The sequence below is a fragment of the Aerococcus urinae genome (assembly GCF_001543175.1).
GTDB classification, from domain to species: Bacteria; Bacillota; Bacilli; order Lactobacillales; family Aerococcaceae; genus Aerococcus; species Aerococcus urinae.
This window is the reverse complement of record NZ_CP014161.1, coordinates 1,882,792-1,899,982: the sequence shown is the minus strand read 5'-3', so window position 1 is coordinate 1,899,982 and position 17,191 is coordinate 1,882,792. Positions and strand designations below refer to the sequence as shown.

Genomic DNA, 17,191 nt, shown 5'->3' with positions numbered 1-17,191 from the left:
ACTAGCAAGATAAGAAAGAACGACTTGATTTAGGAAGGAAGAGGATGAATGCAAACTTTTGAAGCGGGAAGTTTTGATGTCATTGTGGTGGGTGCAGGCCATGCGGGGTGTGAAGCGGCCCTAGCCAGCGCTCGGATGGGGATGGAAACCTTACTGATGACTATCGATATTAATATGGTGGCCTTTATGCCATGTAATCCTTCAATTGGTGGACCAGCCAAGGGGGTTGTGGTCAGAGAGATCGATGCCTTGGGTGGCGAAATGGGTAAGAATATTGATAAGACCTACATTCAAATGCGGATGCTCAATACCGGTAAGGGACCAGCTGTTCGCGCCTTGCGGGCCCAAGCGGACAAGGAAGCCTATGCCCGAGAAATGCGCCGGACCGTGGAAGGCCAAGCCGGCTTAACCCTCCGCCAAGGCATTGTCGATGACCTGGTGGTGGAAGACGGGGTCTGCCGAGGAGTCATTACCCAAACTGGTGCGATTTACCGGTCCAAAGCAACCATTCTGACTATGGGAACTAGTGCACGAGGCGAAATTATTATCGGTGAATTAAAATATTCTGCCGGTCCCAACAACTCTCAACCAGCTCTCCATTTGACCAAGAATTTAGCGGAAAAATATGGCTTCGACATTACCCGCTTTAAGACCGGGACCCCGCCTCGGGTAGATAAGAAGACCGTTGACTTCTCCAAGATGGAAGTCCAACCAGGGAGTGCAGAGCCTAACCACTTCAGCTTTATGACCCCGGATGAAGATTATTTACCGGTTTCTGAACAAGTGCCCTGCCATTTAACCTTCACTAACAGTAAGACCCATGAATTGATCCGGGAAAACTTGGACCGAGCACCGATGTTTACCGGGATTGTTGAAGGGGTGGGAGCCCGTTACTGTCCTTCCATTGAAGACAAGATTGTGCGTTTTGCTGATAAGCCCAAGCACCAACTCTTCTTGGAACCAGAAGGCCGCGACAATGAGGAAATCTACCTGCAAGGCTTGTCCACTTCCCTACCAGAGGATGTTCAAATTGACATGGTCCATTCCATTACCGGGATGGAAAAGGCCCAAATCATCCGTGATGGTTATGCCATTGAGTATGACGTGGTCCGTCCTAGTCAGTTAAAGGCGACCTTTGAAACCAAGAAAATTGAAAACCTCTACACCGCAGGCCAAACCAATGGGACTTCAGGCTATGAAGAAGCCGCTGGTCAAGGCCTCTATGCCGGGATTAACGCTGTGCTTAAGATCCAAGGCAAGGCTCCCTTGATCCTGGGCCGGGACGAGGCCTATATTGGCGTCTTAGTGGATGACTTGGTGACCAAGGGAACGACCGAACCTTATCGTCTGCTGACCTCCCGGGCGGAATACCGCCTCCTTCTCCGCCACGACAATGCCGACTGGCGCTTAACCGAGAAGGGCTATGAAATCGGCTTAGTGACTGAAGACCGCTACCAAACCTTTAAAGCCCACCAAGCCGCGGTCAATGAGGAATTGGACCGCTTGGAACATACCCGTTTGAAACCGACTGATGAGCTCCAAGACTACCTGGAATCTAAGAGGTCCGCTCGCTTGAAAGACGGGATCTTGGCTTCTGAACTCTTACGCCGGCCGGAACTTTCAATTGAGGATATCTTGAAATTTGCCCCAAGCGACAAGGAAGTGGGCCATAAGGTTTATGAAGAAGTGGCCATTGCCATTAAATACGCTGGCTATATTGAAAAGGCCCAAAAACAAGTCAAACGCCTGCGGAAAATGGAAGGCAAATTGATCCCAGAAGATATTGACTACAGTCAAATCGAAGGGCTAGCCACTGAGGCCAAAGATCGTCTGTCCACCATTGAACCCCGGACTCTGGCCCAAGCCAGCCGGGTGTCAGGGGTCAACCCTGCTGATGTGTCTATCCTAGCGGTTTACTTGGAAAGTCATCCTAACTAATTACAGTTGATGAGCATGCGTTTTGCTTTTGAATTTTAGTCGTTAAAAAGCCATGGCACCGGCTCGAGCACAAGGTCTCTCGCCTAGCGAGCTTCAAACGGCTAGTACGGCTAATGCCTACTATCCGTATTTCACATCGCTTGCTTATTCATGGCTAATGACTAAATTCAAAGCGCCACTCCTGCTCAAAGCTACTTGCCAAACAAATTTTTATCAATAATTCACTCATAAATGTAAAAACATCCCTCTTCATCAAAGCTGATCAGCTTGGTGAAGTGGGATGTTTTTTGTTGATTTCATTTTATAGTTGACTGATCCGCCCGGCTTCGATCTGGTAGATGCGGGTGCAGAGGATTTTCACCATGGCTAAATCATGGGAAATAAAGATCATGGCGAAGTCTTGGTCCTTTTGCAGGTCCTTGAGTAAGTCAATCAGCTCTAGAGCAATATCCCAGTCCAAGGCAGACAGAATTTCGTCAGCGATAATGACGTCGGGTTGGGCCAGGAGAATCCTTAGAATAGCAAAGCGCTGTCCCTGACCACCTGACAGCTGTTTGGGCGACTTGGCCATTAAGTCTTGGTTGAGTTTGAGCCGCTGGGCGAGTTCCTTTAACTTGGCCTCAAAAGTCTCCGGTGAAGGGTACTTAGCCTTAATATAAGGAATCTGATAGACTTCCTTTAAGTTTTCCTCCATCCGGTAGTGGGGATCAAAGGCCTGGTAGGGGTTTTGAAAGATCATCTGAATGCCTTGAAAATCTTCCAAGGACTGACTATTTAAAGTCTGCCCCTTAAAAATAATCTCACCTTGACTCTTGGGATAGAGACCAGTCAGTAACTTGGCCAGGCTGGACTTGCCTGAGCCGGATTCGCCTACCAAGCCGACAAATTCCCCGGGATAGAGGTCCAGGTTGACTTCTTGGAGGACCGGCTTGTCTGCGCCGGGATAGTGGAGACTAAGATCCTGAGTCTTCAAGACCGGCTCTTGGCCTTGGGGCCGTTGACTGACAAAGTCCTGGCTAGCGGCCTTGCGGTAGGCCACGCTTTCTACCAAGCGCTGGGTAGTGGATGCTTGGGGATGATTAAAGATGGCTTGAGCGCTATTGGTCTCAATATCGTGGCCCTGGTCAATAATGACCAAGCGGCTGCAGAGTTGGCTAACCAATTCTAAGTTATGACTAATAAAGAGGAGAGCAATGTTTTCAGCTTGGCTGACTGACTTGATCAAGTCAATAAAAGTTTCTTGGTTGACCCGGTCTAAGGCGGTGGTGGGTTCATCGGCTAGGATCAGCCGGGGCTTTTGTAAGAGGGCCATGGCAATGACAATTCGCTGTTTCATTCCCCCTGACAGTTGGGCCGGTTTACTGGCTAGGACCTGGTCAGAATGGTTGAGGTTGACTTGCTTTAAGACCCGGTCAAAGACAGCCGGATAGTCGGTTTTGTCGACTTGGGGTTGGAATTGTTTCATCACTAGTTCCAACTGAAAGCCAATATCATAGTGGGGGTTGAGACTGTCGAGTGCCTCTTGTTGAATAACAGCAATTTCCTGGGGCAAGGCTTGTTGGCGGCCTTTAGGCGACAGGTCAACAATGTCACCCAAGCCTTGGTAGTAGACCTGGCCCTTGACCTGGACTTGGTCTTGGAAGTTCATGATGGCCTTGACTGTCAGACTCTTACCGGCGCCAGAAGGGCCTACTAGTCCTAATCGTTCACCGGGATAGACCTCAAGGGACAGGTTCTTGACGTAAGTTTGCCCTTGGACGGCCACTTGAAGGTTTTTAATGCTTAATAGGGGTTTTGAATCCATGAGTCATCACCTTTCTAAGACGGCCTGGCGGTCAAACAGGGCTTGGAAGAGTAGGGCCAGGATAAAAATCGCCAGGGTAGGGGCGAGAACCAGTAAGGGACGCTCAAAGACATAGAGCCGGTAGTCATAGAGTAAGGTCCCCCAGTCGGGTTGGACAATGTCCGTTCCCAATCCGATAAAGGCCAGGCTGGCATAGGATAAAACCATCCCACTCAGGCGGTTGGCCAAATTGGTTAAGATATAGGGCTGTAAATTTTTAGCCAAGTGGTCCTTGATCAGGGCACAGTTAGATAGGCCTAGTTTTCTTAGTGTAATAATAAATTCCTCTTCCTTGAGTTCTTCGGTGAGGGCAGAAACTTGGAAGATATAATTGCCCATGGCCCCGATCCCTAAGACAATGCCGGCACTTATTGGGGTCAGCCCAATTAAGGCGGTAATAATTAAGGCCATAATGAAGCTAGGTAAAATCAAGAGCGCTTGGGCAAAGAGCAGGATGGTTCTCTTCCAATAGCCCCCGTAATAGCCGGCAACAATGCCCAAAATTGTCCCCAAAATTAAGGAAAGACTTCCGCCGACCGCTACCACAGTCAGGGTACGCAGGGCGCCCGCTTGCATTAAGGCCAGGACATCCCGGCCCAAGTGGTCGGTTCCTAGCCAATGAGCCGAAGAGACCGGGGCTAAGATATTAGCCATATCGGTTTGAAAGTAGTCCGGCGAAGGAATCAGTAAAAATACCACAAGTAAGAGCAGGAGACCCCCAGTTAAGATTTTTTGCTTAGCTGACATAACTGGTCTCCTTTCTGAGGGACTTCATCAAGTAGTGGAAGATCACTTGGACCACCAGCATCCATAAGCCCACAATCATAATATAGGACTGGATGACTAGGTAGTCGCGCCGTTGCATGCTGTGGACCAGGTAATTAGAAATCCCGGCCACGCCAAAGGAATATTCCACTACGGCCGTCCCCCCCATGACCCAGCTCATTTGAGCCAGGGAGGCAGCCAGTAAGCCGTACAAGGACTCTTGCCAGCCGTATTTACCCAGGGCAGTCCTTAGAGGATAGCCTCGTAAGACCAGGGCCTTGATATAGGTTTCCTTCTGGGTGGTTTCAAAGTGGCGGCATACAATCCTAGAGAGGGGTCCGACTTGGTAGAGGGCCACCACGACTAAGGCAAAGACAATGGCCCAGGGACTTTCTTCAGTGTAGAACTTGAACCATTGGAGGCGGACACTGGTAATTTGGATAAAGATAATGATTAAAATAAAACTAGGAATGGCCTGGGAGACTAGGGATAGGCCTCGGCTCAGCTTGTCCCAGAAGCCATTAGAACGAAGCGATGCTAGGAAGCCTAGATAAAAGCTTCCCAGCATCGCTAACAAGAGCCCACCCAAGCCGACTGTTAAAGAAGCCGGTAGGCGGTTGAGTATTTCTTGACGAATGGGTTGACTGGAATAGAAGGAAGTGCCCCAATCGCCAGTAATGAAATGGCTGATCCAATGGAAATATTGGACCGGTAAAGAACGATCTAAACCAAACTCTTCATTCACCAGGCGGATATTTTCAGGGCTAGGGGCCAGCTGCTTAGCTTCTAAGTAGAAGGTCGCCGGATCGCCCGGAATTAAGCGCGTGATGAAAAAGGCAAAGAGACTCAATAAAAAGAGGAAGCCCAGAGCTTTGGCTAGCGTTTTTAACTTCATACTTACCTCCTTCAAATCTTGCTTACGTCTTTTCTGTGTTTTAGTTTTCCCTATTTATTAACCCCTAAGGAAGGGTTAACGATGTAATAGTCACCACAATAGAGTTGGTAGTCGCCTAAGTCAGCGCCAACCCCCGCATGCCATTCTGGGTCGACCAGACGGATGATAGGGCGGTCATTAATGATTTTTTCTTGGATGGACTTAGCGATTTCATCTCTTTTTTCGGGAGTAGCTTCATGGCCTAATTGGTCAAGTTCTTGGTCCACTTCCGGATTGCTGTAGTCAAAGCGGTTGTTGGATCCGTCACTTCTAAAGAATTGGTTGAGGAAGTAACTTGGCTCACCCGATGGAGCGGTGTGTTGGCTGTAAAGTAAGAGGTCATAAGGAGACCCGGTCTTCACATCTTCAGCGTTGTCTAAGGCTTGGACGTTGACCTTAATGCCCAAAGGATTGAGTTGGGAAGAAAGGATTTGGCCAATGGTCACTAGGTCTTGACGGAAGGACAGGGTAGCTACATTAAGCTCTAGGGCTTGGCCGTCCTTTTCCCGTTGGCCTTGGTCATTTTTCTTCCAGCCGAGTTCATCTAAGAGGGCTTCAGCTTTTTCGCTGTCATGTTCTAGGGGGACATCGGCGTTAAAGGAGTAAATGTCTGCAAAGAGACCGCTAGGAAGCCGTCCGCCTTTGAGGGCTTTGAGGTAGTCTTCCCGGTTCAAGGCTAAATCAAGCGCCTGGCGCATCTTAGCTTCTTTGAATAGGGGCCTTTGGATGTTAACTAGGGCAAAGTATTGGTAACCCGCATCATAGGATTGGGTCTTTTGCCCGGCCTTGTCTAATTGTTCCTTTAGGTTGGGTGAAATCGGAGCGATCAGGTCTAATTCCCCGGATTGGAAAGCAGACTTCATGGCTGCTTCGTCGTTAAAGGCGGTAATGGTGACATTTTTTCTTTGGTCAGCATCGGGGTAGTTGGGGTTAGGTTCCAAGTCTAACTTTTCTTCGGATTGTAGGTTCTTGGCTTGGTAAGGGCCAGAGTAGATGACTTGGTCGCCGTCGCGTTTATAGACCACATTGGTCCATTCACCGAGAACGGAGTCCATCACTTGGGTAGGACGCTCGGTGGTAATGGTGAGATGACTATCATCATCGGCGGTAAAGGTCATCTTACCAGCTGTGGCATTAGCCAGTGGGTTCTTTTCTTGGATCTCGTTTAAGCATTCCGCTAAAGCTGGGGCATCAACGACGCTACCATCCGCAAACTTAGCTTCGTTTTTTGTGGTTGCTTGCCAGGTATTGTCATCGACATGGTTAAGTTCAGCGATATAGCGGGAGTAGAGATTCCCGTCTGGATCTTGTTGGTAAACATATTCAGCGACCCCGTGACTGGCCAAGGACCAACTGGAACTTAAGGGGTCCAGGTCACTAGCGACCAGGCTTTGGCCGACTTGGTAGCTGTCTTGACTGGCTTGGCCCTGATTCTTACTGTCGCCGCCAGCTTGGCAGCCAGCTAGAAAGAGGGTCAAGCTAGAGGAGCAAAGGACGATGAATTTTAATAATTTTTTATTCATAGCTATACCTTTCTATAAAAATTTTATTAAGGGTTGCTTTTTTGATTCCCTAGATTAAGACGTAAGCAAACTATATATAGGGAACTCCCTTACCGATTTTACAATATGTAGACAGATAAAACAAGTTAAATTTGGAAGCGCTTTAAGCAAAAATAAAAAGCCCATTTTAGTGCTAATAGAAGCTTTAGGAGACGGTCAGTGCTACAATAGTGGGGCAATGATTGATAAAGAAGTGAGGAAAGAAGTGAGAGCATGGCTAAAGTGAAAGAATATGGACCAATGGATGAACGGTTTACCTGGATTAATTTACCGGTCGATGATTTAGATGACCTCTTGGATATTGGGAATACTTACGGGATCAGTGAAGAAATGTTGGCCTATGCTAGCGACAAGAATGAACGGGCCCGCTTGGAGTACGATGATGATACTGATACCTTGCTGATTATTTTTAATATTGCCAATAAGAAGAAGGTGAACTACCATTATGAAACCTTGCCGATGACCTTTATCATTCGCAACAATGTCCTCTTGACCTTTGCCCATGAGGATAATGATTATGTCATCCAGCTGATGAAGCATTATATCCACCGCCACTCGGATGAGGGGCTGTATAAGTTCCTCTTCTCTAGTCTCTTTTTGATTGTTAAGGAATACTTCCCCTTGGTGGAGGAGATGGACCGGGAGCGCAATCTCTTAACTAAGGAATTACGGTCCCGGACTACTCGTAAGAACCTCTTCAACCTGTCAGACTTAGAAACCGGGATTGCTTATTTCCGTACTGGGGCCCGGCAAAATGAAATTCTCTTGGAACAATTCCGCTCACCTTCGCTTTTTAAACGCTTGGACGGAATTGATATTGAGGAGTTGGACGACGCGGTCATTGAAGCTAAGCAGTTAGTGGAAATGACCGAGCTATCCTGGCAAATTCTCGACCGCCTCTCCGACACCTATAATAATGTCCTGAACAACAACTTGAATGAGACCATGCGGATCCTTACCGTCCTCTCCATCCTCCTCACCGTACCGACTATCGTGACCGGTTTCTACGGGATGAATATGGACCTCCCCTTTGTCCAAAGCCGCTTTTCCTGGGTCTTCGCCCTAATCATCTCCGCCTTAGGCTGGTGGATCCTAGCCAGAATCCTAAAACGCTTCTTTGATAAGCATTAGAGTGTGACAAAAGGCATAAGAGCCCTGAACCGCTGGAGCTAAAGGGCGAAAGAATTCTCATAGAGAATTCGTCGACCTTTAGTGAAGCGGACGTCAGGGCTGCCTTTTGGAACACGTTTTCACTAGAGTGCGACGGGTGCGTCAAAGATCGATAGAGCTACGCATACTATATCTGTAACTCGCTGACGCTTCGAACAGCTATAGCAACTGGAGCTAAAGAGCAAAAATTCTTTAAAAGAATTTCTTGCACTTTAGTGAAGTGGAGATCGATCTGCACCCGGAGCAGGTTTGGCTAGAGTGCGAGCTGACGACAAAAAAGTGAAACACTGGAAGAAATATGCGGAAATCCTTGAAAAGGATTGACAAATATTTCTGAAGTGGAGTTCACTTTTGTCAGCGAGCAGGTTTGAAAAGGATGTGAGGAAGGATCAGTGAGGGTGATTACTTGGAAGAAAAGATGATAAGACCAGCTTGATGGTCGTTCAACTTTTCTGAAAGGACATCCCCTCACCCTTCCGAACTCAACTGTAAGGATGTGAGGACGCCGCTAGAGACTTGAATTGCTGGAGGAAAATACCATAAGCACAGGGAACTGTGCGTTGGAATTTTCTGAAGCAACTTCAAGGCTGGCATCCGAGCTCAACTAGAGTGTGACAGTCACACTAAAGGACGAAACCACTGGAAAAAACTGTCATAAGCTCAGCAAAGCTGAGCGTTGGCAGTTTTTGAAGTGGACGTTCGTCCTGTGACTGGAGCACGTTTTCACTAGAGTGCGACAGTCACACTAAAGGACGAAACCGCTACGCATACTATATCTGTAACTCGCTAACGCTTCGAACAGCTATAGCAATTGGAAGAAAAAACACCGTGAATCTGACTGCCCTTTACGGTAAAATAAGGGAATGCTCCATCACTTACTTATAAAAGATTAAAAGCTAGCCTCAGCTGGCGCTTAGACATGAGAATTGCTGACGTTTAGGGTATAATAAAGGTATCTAAAAGGCAGTGATAGTCTGTGAAAGGAGCTATAACGATGGATTTTCAAGGCAAACGTTTGTATCGTAAAAAGTATGACCGCACCTTCCTAGGGGTATGTGGTGGTCTGGGGGAATATTTCAATGTTGACCCAGTCATCTTTAGAATCATCTTCGTTGCCCTTTTCTTAGGTGGGTCAGTTGGATTCTGGATGTACTTATTGATGGCTTTAATTATTCCTGAAGAACCCGATCCACAAGAATAACACGAGCAGTTTGATGAAATCATAATGGGGTGGTATGTATGAAAAAGAGACAAGTTTTGGCCCTATTTTTCAGCATGCTGCTTTTTTTGTGGGGCTGTGACCATAAGCAAGCTCTCAACTGGGTAGAAGACCAACTGGTTGATCGAGAAGAAGTGACTAGCCAAGTCATAGAAGAGAGTGAAACCAAGCCGGTCGAATCTGCTTCTGGAGAGGGGAGCCAGCCAACTTCTGGAAAAGCTCAGCAAGAGAAGAATTCTCAGCAGAAAGGCCGGCCTCAAGCGCCGTCTAAGCAGGAAGTCATCCAGCAATTTAAAGAGGCTCCCCTAGCTGGCGAGGTAAAGGAAGCGAACTATGCCGACCTCTTGCCGATTGTTCAAAGGCAATTAGAGCAGGGCACCTATCAATTTGTGGTTGATGTGACCGCGCCTCAAGCCAGTGGTTCAGCTCTCTTTGAACGTATGCGCCAAGACTTATATGGCACTTATTACGGGATTGTCCTGGACTATGCTAATGCTTATTCCTATCAGGCCAGTCCTAATAAGCTCAAGGTCTTACTGACCTTCCGTCTCCACCATGACGCTGCTGCTGACCAGGCCATCCGTGACTATGCCCGTAACTTTGCTAGTCAGATCCAGGGCAAGAGCGACCATGAAAAGGTCCGCCTCATCCATGATGCCATTATTGACAAAGCCCACTACCACCTGGGTGAGGGGAATGATGTCCAGGGCGTGTCGATTTATTCGCCGGCCTGCATTCTCTCCAAAGGTACTGGGGTCTGCCAGGCCTATGCCGGACTCTTTCAAATGATGTGTGATGAAAGTGGGGTCAAGTCACTGGCCCGGACGGGAATTGCCTATCAACATGCTGATAAGAACCAGCCCATCGACCACGCCTGGAACTTGGTCCAAGTCAATGGTCAGTGGCTGGGGGTAGATACAACTTGGGATGATCCCGTGGACCTCAATAATCCCCAAGCTGACTTCAAGCGGTATGATTACTTCCTAGTGGACTTGTCTGATACCCACTTTGCTGACGATAAGATACGTTAGTTGCTATTAGGAGAGCGCGCTTTTCTTGCCTGCTCTGCCCTAGTAAATCGCAAAAATCCTGCATGCGGGCGGCAGGGCTAGTTTTGGAGAAGATTTTACTTAAAGAGTTCTTATTTAGAAACGAGGCTGGAACTTTTGTCCCAGCCTATTTATATGACAAGATCAAGAAAGGTTGTGAATTAATGAAAACAGAGACAGAACAGCAGGGTTTGCCCTGGCTACCCTTGATGGTGATGCTGGGGTTAGTCTTATTAGCTATTATTTCGGAATTATTACCTTCCGGCCTCTTAGTGCAAATGGGGGATGACCTGGGGGTAGATTATGGGACGGTGTCCTACCTGGTGGGAGGCTATGCCTTACCGGCAGGTCTCTTAGCGATCCCTATGACCCAGGTGGTGACCAAGTTTGACCGCCGGCCGCTCTTATTAGTGTTAACTTGTGGCTTTGCCTTGTCGAACTTTCTCGTCTTCTTGGCTCCTAACTTTCCCCTGGCCTTTATGGGACGCTTGATTGGTGGGGCCAGTGCTGGAACATTTTGGTCCATGTTGGGCCCCTATGCCATGGATATGGTTTCCAGCGAAAACCGGGGCAAGGCCGGGACAATTGCTTTGGCGGGGTCTCCGATTGGGATTTCTCTCGGTTTGCCGCTTTGGACCCGTCTCGGTCAAGTAGCGGGCTGGCGGATCGCCTTTTTAGCGACTGCTTTAGCTTTTGCTGTTTTAGGAATCTTGGCTTGGCGAATTCTCCCTTCCATTCCAGGACAGGCTAGCGACAGCCGGATCAAACCGACGGATGTCTTGAAGAAACCAGGTTTTCGTGTGGCTATTTTAGTGGTCTTTTTGATGGTGATGGCTGAATACAGTGTCTATGTTTATATCCAATTGATTAGTGATCGCCTGGGTCTGGCCCTGCAAAGCTCTCAAATCTTCTTTGGCGTCGGAGCCCTATTAGCGGTTTGGATTGTGGCTCGTTTGATTGACTCCCACTTGAAGCACTTAATGCAAGGGGCTCTTTTAGCGGGAGCTATCGCCATGTTTGTCTTCCTAGCCCTCTCTGGCCACCCGGTCCTTGGACTAGGAGCCATGGTACTTTGGGGGATGAGTTTTGGTCCCATTTCTTCTCTCTTACAGAATTCGGTGATTCGTCAAGTGGACAAGGGCCATGACGTGGCCATGTCCATTCAAACCACGGTCTTTGACCTCTCCATTATGGGGGCCAGTGTCATGGGCGCTTCCCTCTACCAAGGCCTAGGCTTAGCAGCTAACCTCTTAATAGCTATGCTACTCTTCCTGGTAGCTGCCCTTGTGGTTACCGTCTTTAGACAATATTATAAATAGACCGCTATGCCATAGCGATCACGAAAGAAGTTTTTTAATAAATGGTAAAAAAGAGCATTCGTTCTGCTTTTGAAATTTGGTCGTTGAAAAGCCATGGCATCGGTTCGGGCCGAGGTCCCTCACCTAGCGAGCTTCAAACGGTTAGTATGGCTATCCGCCAACTACCCGTATTTCACATCGCTTGCTTGTTCATGGCTAACGACCAATTTCAAAGCTCCACTACTGCTCGAAGCCATTTATTCAAAGTAGCCGTGTTTCATAACAGCTCAATAATAAAAATAAGAGAAATAAAAAATCACTCTAGAGCACATTCTAGAGTGATTTTTTTGAAGGGTGCGTATTTAAAATAAGGATTAGATACCAAAGAGCGGTGCGATCATGGGGACAACGAAGACGGTCAAGACGCTGACTACGACCATGGCAACGGATGCCATAGCGCCTTCGGTTTCACCCATTTCTAAACCAACGGCTGCTCCGATGGTGTGTCCGGCTGTCCCTAAGGCAAGACCACGGGCAACGGGATCTTCGATATGGAGCCATTCGAGCAGGCCTTTACCGACAGCGGAAACGATCACGGCGTTAAAGATCACGGCTGCTGCAGTGATGGAGGAGATACCGCCTAAGGATTCTGCGATCGGTAGGGCAATAGCGGTAGTCGCTGGTTGAGGTAAGAGGGCGGCAATGATTGAGTTATCCATATGGATTAACTTGGCCATGATTCCTAGCGATACCAAGGAAAGGGCCATCCCACCAACTAACATAATAGCGATTTGTTTCCAGTATTTAACCAGTAATTTTCTTTGTTTATAGAGTGGAATGGCAAAAGCGATGGTGGCTGGTTCTAGGAAGAACATGATCACCTTTCCACCGGATTGATAAGCTTCATAAGGGATGCCGGTGACGACTAAGAAACCGATCCCTAAAATCATAGCGACAAAGAGTGGGGTAAAGAGGAAGAAATGGTTAAACCGATTGTATAACCAAGTCCCAATTCCAAAGGCAACAAATGAAATAACAATTCCTAAATAGGGTGACATTTTGATTAACGCTCCTTCTTCTGATAACTGCTTACTGATCTAAGGTCTGAGCACTAGTGGCTAGCGTTATTACCGTAAGAGTAAGAACCTTCGCTGCTTTCTTGTGAGTTAGCCACTTTCTTGCGTACCCATTCAACTCCTTCACCGATGTAACCGATGAATACCATGGCCATGATGGTCCAGAAGATGACTAGGAAAACAATTTGCACGCCGGATGTGGCCATAATCCCCAGGGAATTAATTAAGGAAATTCCGGAGGGGACGAAGAGGAAGGAAAGGATCGAAATCAGTTTTTGTGATAAGCTTTCCACTTGTTCCAGTTTGACAATGCCTAGGCAGAGACTGGCGAAAAGTAAGATTAAACCAATCACTGAGGCGGGCATAGGAATAGGGGATAGTTTGGAGAGATAGGATGAAATTAACATAATCACTGCAAAGATCCCCGCTTGGGTTAGAAAGTTGGCTTGCTTAACCTCTTGTTTTTTGTTTTGTTTCTTATCCATTATGAATCGCTCCCTTTGTTTGTTATTATTAACTCTACATTTATTTGACAATCATAGTTTAGCCTAATAACAAGGATGGAAGCGGTTTTATTCATAAGATGCGAGGATTGGAACATAACTTACATGAGCCTGGACATTAAATACAGGCTTAATTTTTATTCGATAGGCAGGCGGTCCTTAAAATCTTTGAGATAAGACCGTGAAACGGGCACCTTACTGCCGTTTCTCAAGGTCACTTGGTAGGTTTGGTTGAACCAAGGTTGGATTTCTTGGATCTGGTCGATATTAATTAAGTAGGAGCGGTGGGTTCTTAAAAAGAGGTCCTTGGGTAATTTCTTCTCGATGGCACTTAAGGAGCCCGCCATGTCATAGGTCTTGTCATAAGTTTCGATACTGAGGGTATGGCCTTGGACCGAAACCAGGTAGATTTCTTCGGGACGGAGGAGGTAGACTCGGTCATTACTTTGGATGGGGATAGCCTCATGGCGTTTACTTTCCTGGTCTGGGTCGACTTGGCCATTAGCCCGTTCCAAGCTTTGGTAGTATTTATCGATGGCGGCATGGATCTTGGACTCTTCAAAGGGTTTCAAGATATAGTCATTGGCATTGGCTTCAAAGGCCTCTAGGGCATATTGGTCATAGGCTGTGGCAAAGATGAGATAGGGTGGGTTATGGACAGCCTTTAATTTTTCTGCCAGGTCAAAGCCGGTTTCGCCCTCGAGGTGGATGTCTAAAAACAGGATATCGGGCTTTTCATCCAACATCATGGTGACGGCTTGGTCAATGCTGTCGGCGGTTTTTACCTGGCTAACCTGGTCATGTTCTTGGACCAAGTAGGCCAGCTCTTGGCGCGCCATTTGTTCGTCATCAACAATCAAAACTTTCATCGTTAGTCCTCCTTGTTAGCTAATTCTAAGGGAAAAGTCAGGGTAAATCGAGCACCACCGGTTGAGCGGTTAGCGGCTTGGAAGCTGCCTTTGTCGCCGTAAAGGTTCTCAATCCGTCTTGCCAGGTTCTCTAAGGCCGTTCCAGTTCCTTCCTTGGATTCGACACTTTCCTTACCCAGGCGTTGAAGTTGGTCTTCCTCAATGCCGACACCATTGTCTGCGACCACAATTTCTAGTTTGTCGTCCAGCTTCTTAATTTCAATGACCACAGTATTATTGTCCTTCTTGTCGGGAAAGGCGTGGCGGATCGCATTTTCCACCAGGACCTGGATACAGAGCGGGGGAAGGAGGTATTGATTGAGGGCTTCGGGCATGTCCAGTTCAATATGGTAGCGGTCAGGAAAACGGGCGTCATTTAAGGACAGGTAGGCATAGAGGTGTTCCAATTCCTTTTCCACCGGGATCTTGGTTTGCCGGCTGGCTTGGAGATTATGGCGGAAGTAGGTGGTCAGTTGGAGCAGTAACTGCCGAGCCCGATCATGGTCAAAGCGCATCACCGCTAGGATAGTATTAATGGTATTAAAGAAAAAGTGGGGGTTAACTTGAGCTTGTAAGGACTTGATTTCGGCGTCTTGAAGCAATTTGCTTTGTAGTTGGGCTTCCCCAAGTTCCAGCTGCATGGAGAAGATCGCCCCTAAACCACGGGCTAGTTGCTCTTCCACATAGGAGAGCTGGCTGGGATTAGTAAAGTAGAGCTTCATGGAGCCGAGGACTTGTTGGTTGGATTTCAAGGGTACCACAATGGCAGCCTCTAGGGGACAGTCAGGGTGGGTACAGCCAATTTCGCTCTTACTGTGGGCAATCCGCATCTGTCCCGATTCAATGACCTCCCGGGACAGCTCAGTAATCACATCGTGGCTGGGAAAGTGGTGGTCGATCCCCGCTCCCACATGGGCCAGGATTTTGCTTTGGTTGGTCAAAGAGACCGCCGAAACCTTGGTGGAGGCCTTGATCATGGTAGCTAGTTCTTGAGCTTTCTCCCCTTTGAGCCCTTCCAGACCTGACCGCAAGTAGGGCAGGGTTTGCATGGTTAGGGCGAGGACATCGTGGGTTTGGACGGCCCGAGCTTGTTCTTCCTGGATCAGGGTATTGACAATCGTTGAGAGGAAGATAAAGGTTCCGACACTGTTTAAGAGAATCATCGGCAGGGCGATTAATTGGACCAGAGGCCAGCCTTCCCGAGAGAAGATTCCGATAAAGAGCAGTTGAATACACTCTAAGCCCACTGCGACTAGTGATCCTTTGATGGGCTTGATGAAGGGGGCGTAGGCATTGCTGGAGGAAGATTTTTTGCCCGCGTAACCGGCTAGAAAACCGATCAGGGGTGAAGAAACCATATAAAAAGCGTTGGATCCATTACCTTGGAAGAAGCGGTGAACACCAGCGATTAAACCGACCGCGCTCCCCACCCAGGGTCCACCGACAAAACCGGACACCCCAATGGCTAGGGACCGGGTGTTCGCAATGGATGAATTAGGAGAAATCTGAGTCAGCAAGCCAGAATACTTGAGACCGTCTGAAGTAATTTGAATTCCGACTAAGTTCGAGAGAATGGCAAAAAAGCCAAACAAAATAATTAAAGATAACATTCGCTTAGGCGAATTTCTTTGTACCAGTAATTTCTTAAAATAGGTGAAATGAACTAAGAGGACGGCTAAGAGAACAATCAAACCGACCCTTTCCATCATGAGAATAAAAAGTTCACCGAGATACGTCAGTCCCATCTTATGGGCTCCTTTCCACCGAGGCAGGTAAAGATCTTAGCCTCTTTTATAACTACAAAAATCTGTTCCAAACCTGTTCGCTGACAAAAGTGAACTCCGCTTCGGTAATATTTGTCAATCCTCTGTGAGGATTTTCGCATATTTCCTCCAGCGTTTCACTTTTTTATTGTCAGCTCACACTCTTTACTTATATAGCTTATCAGATGAAGGGGAAAGGAGCGCAAGTTTTTTCTTCTCGGAGGGAAAGTTACCTGAAGTAGGAGAGCAGAAAGTGGCTATTCGGCGATGATTTATAGACTGAGCCTGCCTATGCTATAATGAATGGGATAAAGTCAAAGGAGGATTTGACATGAACCCTGAAGAATTTAAGGCAGCCCTGGCTCTGCAAGGGATTGATCTGACGGATTTACAAATGCAACAATTTGAGAACTACTACCAACTGCTGGTATCCTGGAATGAAAAGATTAACCTCACGGCCATTACCGACCGTGATGAAGTGTATTTGAAACACTTTTATGATTCCCTGACCCTGGCCTTTAGCTTGGAAACCGATTTGACGGGCAAAAAGTTGGTTGACGTGGGATCGGGAGCGGGTTTTCCGAGCATCCCGCTCAAGATTGCTTTTCCCCAATTACAGGTCAGCATTGTTGACAGCTTGAACAAGCGGATTAAATTTATTGAAACCGTGACGGAAGAACTGGGACTAACAGGCGTTTTGGCCTACCATAACCGGGCCGAAGATTTTGGTCAAAATAAGGCCTTCCGCGGGCAATTTGACCTAGCCACCGCCCGGGCAGTCGCACGCTTGAGCGTTTTAAGTGAATACTGCCTACCCCTAGTGAAAAAAGGCGGCCTCTTTGTGGCCATGAAAGCAGCCAAGGCGGATGAAGAAATCGCTGATGCTAAGAAGGCTATTGCGACCTTAGGCGGCAAGTTTAGCCAAGACTTGGCCTTAGAACTCCCAGGCCAAGCCGGCGAACGCCATCTCCTAGTCATTGAAAAACGCAAAGAAACCCCTAATAAATACCCCCGCAAGGCCGGTTTACCCAATAAGAAACCCATTTCGTAAAGGAGAGTGCGACAAGCGCAAAAAAGAGCAAGACCTCTGGAAGAAAATACCATAAGCACAGGAAATCTGTGCGTTGGAATTTTCTGAAGAGGACGCTTGCTCTGCGCTTGGA

14 protein-coding genes are annotated in these 17,191 nt (G+C 47.6%); 6 read left to right on the top strand and 8 right to left on the bottom strand.

The annotated features are described in order from the left end of the window. The first annotated feature begins 48 nt into the window (after nt 1–48). Nucleotides 49–1,938, top strand: coding sequence for a tRNA uridine-5-carboxymethylaminomethyl(34) synthesis enzyme MnmG (gene mnmG, locus AWM73_RS08675; protein WP_060778977.1), 1,890 nt, complete (start codon nt 49–51; stop codon nt 1,936–1,938). A 301-nt stretch (nt 1,939–2,239) separates the two neighbouring features. On the opposite strand, the gene AWM73_RS08670 is transcribed toward mnmG, so the two are convergent. From AWM73_RS08670 to AWM73_RS08655, 4 genes are read right to left on the bottom strand one after another with little or no spacing between them, the layout of a single operon-like run. Then, nucleotides 2,240–3,742: an ABC transporter ATP-binding protein gene (locus AWM73_RS08670; RefSeq protein ID WP_060778976.1), complete on the bottom strand. Its 1,503-nt coding sequence runs from the start codon at nt 3,740–3,742 to the stop codon at nt 2,240–2,242. A 6-nt stretch (nt 3,743–3,748) separates the two neighbouring features. Continuing rightward, complete coding sequence (locus tag AWM73_RS08665; protein WP_060778975.1) at nt 3,749–4,528, bottom strand: ABC transporter permease; 780 nt, start codon at nt 4,526–4,528, stop codon at nt 3,749–3,751. Continuing rightward, the gene (locus tag AWM73_RS08660; RefSeq protein WP_060778974.1) at nt 4,518–5,441 is read right to left on the bottom strand and encodes an ABC transporter permease; all 924 of its coding nucleotides are present in this window, start codon (nt 5,439–5,441) and stop codon (nt 4,518–4,520) included. Before AWM73_RS08660 ends, AWM73_RS08665 begins: the two co-directional genes overlap by 11 nt. Before the next feature lie 50 nt (nt 5,442–5,491). Continuing rightward, entirely contained in the window at nt 5,492–7,003 is a 1,512-nt protein-coding gene (locus AWM73_RS08655; RefSeq protein ID WP_060778973.1) for an ABC transporter substrate-binding protein, read from the bottom strand. A gap of 252 nt (nt 7,004–7,255) precedes the next feature. Between AWM73_RS08655 and AWM73_RS08650 the strand changes: the two genes are divergently transcribed. From AWM73_RS08650 to AWM73_RS08635, 4 genes are all read left to right on the top strand, one after another. After that, entirely contained in the window at nt 7,256–8,173 is a 918-nt protein-coding gene (locus AWM73_RS08650) for a magnesium transporter CorA family protein (RefSeq protein ID WP_060778972.1), read from the top strand. A gap of 1,033 nt (nt 8,174–9,206) precedes the next feature. Continuing rightward, nucleotides 9,207–9,413, top strand: a complete 207-nt coding sequence (locus AWM73_RS08645; RefSeq protein WP_060778971.1) for a PspC domain-containing protein — start codon at nt 9,207–9,209, stop codon at nt 9,411–9,413. A gap of 38 nt (nt 9,414–9,451) precedes the next feature. Further along, entirely contained in the window at nt 9,452–10,462 is a 1,011-nt protein-coding gene (locus AWM73_RS08640) for a transglutaminase domain-containing protein (RefSeq protein ID WP_060778970.1), read from the top strand. A 182-nt stretch (nt 10,463–10,644) separates the two neighbouring features. Beyond that, a complete protein-coding gene (locus tag AWM73_RS08635) occupies nt 10,645–11,799 on the top strand; it encodes an MFS transporter (protein WP_158083607.1) in 1,155 nt (384 codons plus the stop codon). Nucleotides 11,800–12,152: 353 nt separating this feature from the next. Here AWM73_RS08635 and lrgB read toward each other — a convergent pair whose 3' ends face one another. The 4 genes from lrgB to AWM73_RS08610 all read right to left on the bottom strand — a co-directional run bounded on the left by lrgB (nt 12,153) and on the right by AWM73_RS08610 (nt 16,010). Continuing rightward, entirely contained in the window at nt 12,153–12,836 is a 684-nt protein-coding gene (gene lrgB, locus AWM73_RS08625; protein ID WP_060778967.1) for an antiholin-like protein LrgB, read from the bottom strand. A 53-nt stretch (nt 12,837–12,889) separates the two neighbouring features. Further along, nucleotides 12,890–13,339: an antiholin-like murein hydrolase modulator LrgA gene (gene lrgA, locus AWM73_RS08620; RefSeq protein ID WP_060778966.1), complete on the bottom strand. Its 450-nt coding sequence runs from the start codon at nt 13,337–13,339 to the stop codon at nt 12,890–12,892. Between the two features lie 155 nt (nt 13,340–13,494). Beyond that, a complete protein-coding gene (locus tag AWM73_RS08615) occupies nt 13,495–14,226 on the bottom strand; it encodes a LytR/AlgR family response regulator transcription factor (protein WP_060778965.1) in 732 nt (243 codons plus the stop codon). 2 nt (nt 14,227–14,228) lie between these two features. Further along, nucleotides 14,229–16,010 (bottom strand): sensor histidine kinase, encoded by a 1,782-nt coding sequence (locus AWM73_RS08610; protein WP_060778964.1) that lies wholly within the window; start codon nt 16,008–16,010, stop codon nt 14,229–14,231. A gap of 349 nt (nt 16,011–16,359) precedes the next feature. On the opposite strand from AWM73_RS08610, the gene rsmG reads away from it, so the two are divergent. Continuing rightward, nucleotides 16,360–17,079: a 16S rRNA (guanine(527)-N(7))-methyltransferase RsmG gene (rsmG, locus tag AWM73_RS08605; RefSeq protein ID WP_060778963.1), complete on the top strand. Its 720-nt coding sequence runs from the start codon at nt 16,360–16,362 to the stop codon at nt 17,077–17,079. The last annotated feature ends 112 nt before the right edge of the window (nt 17,080–17,191 follow it).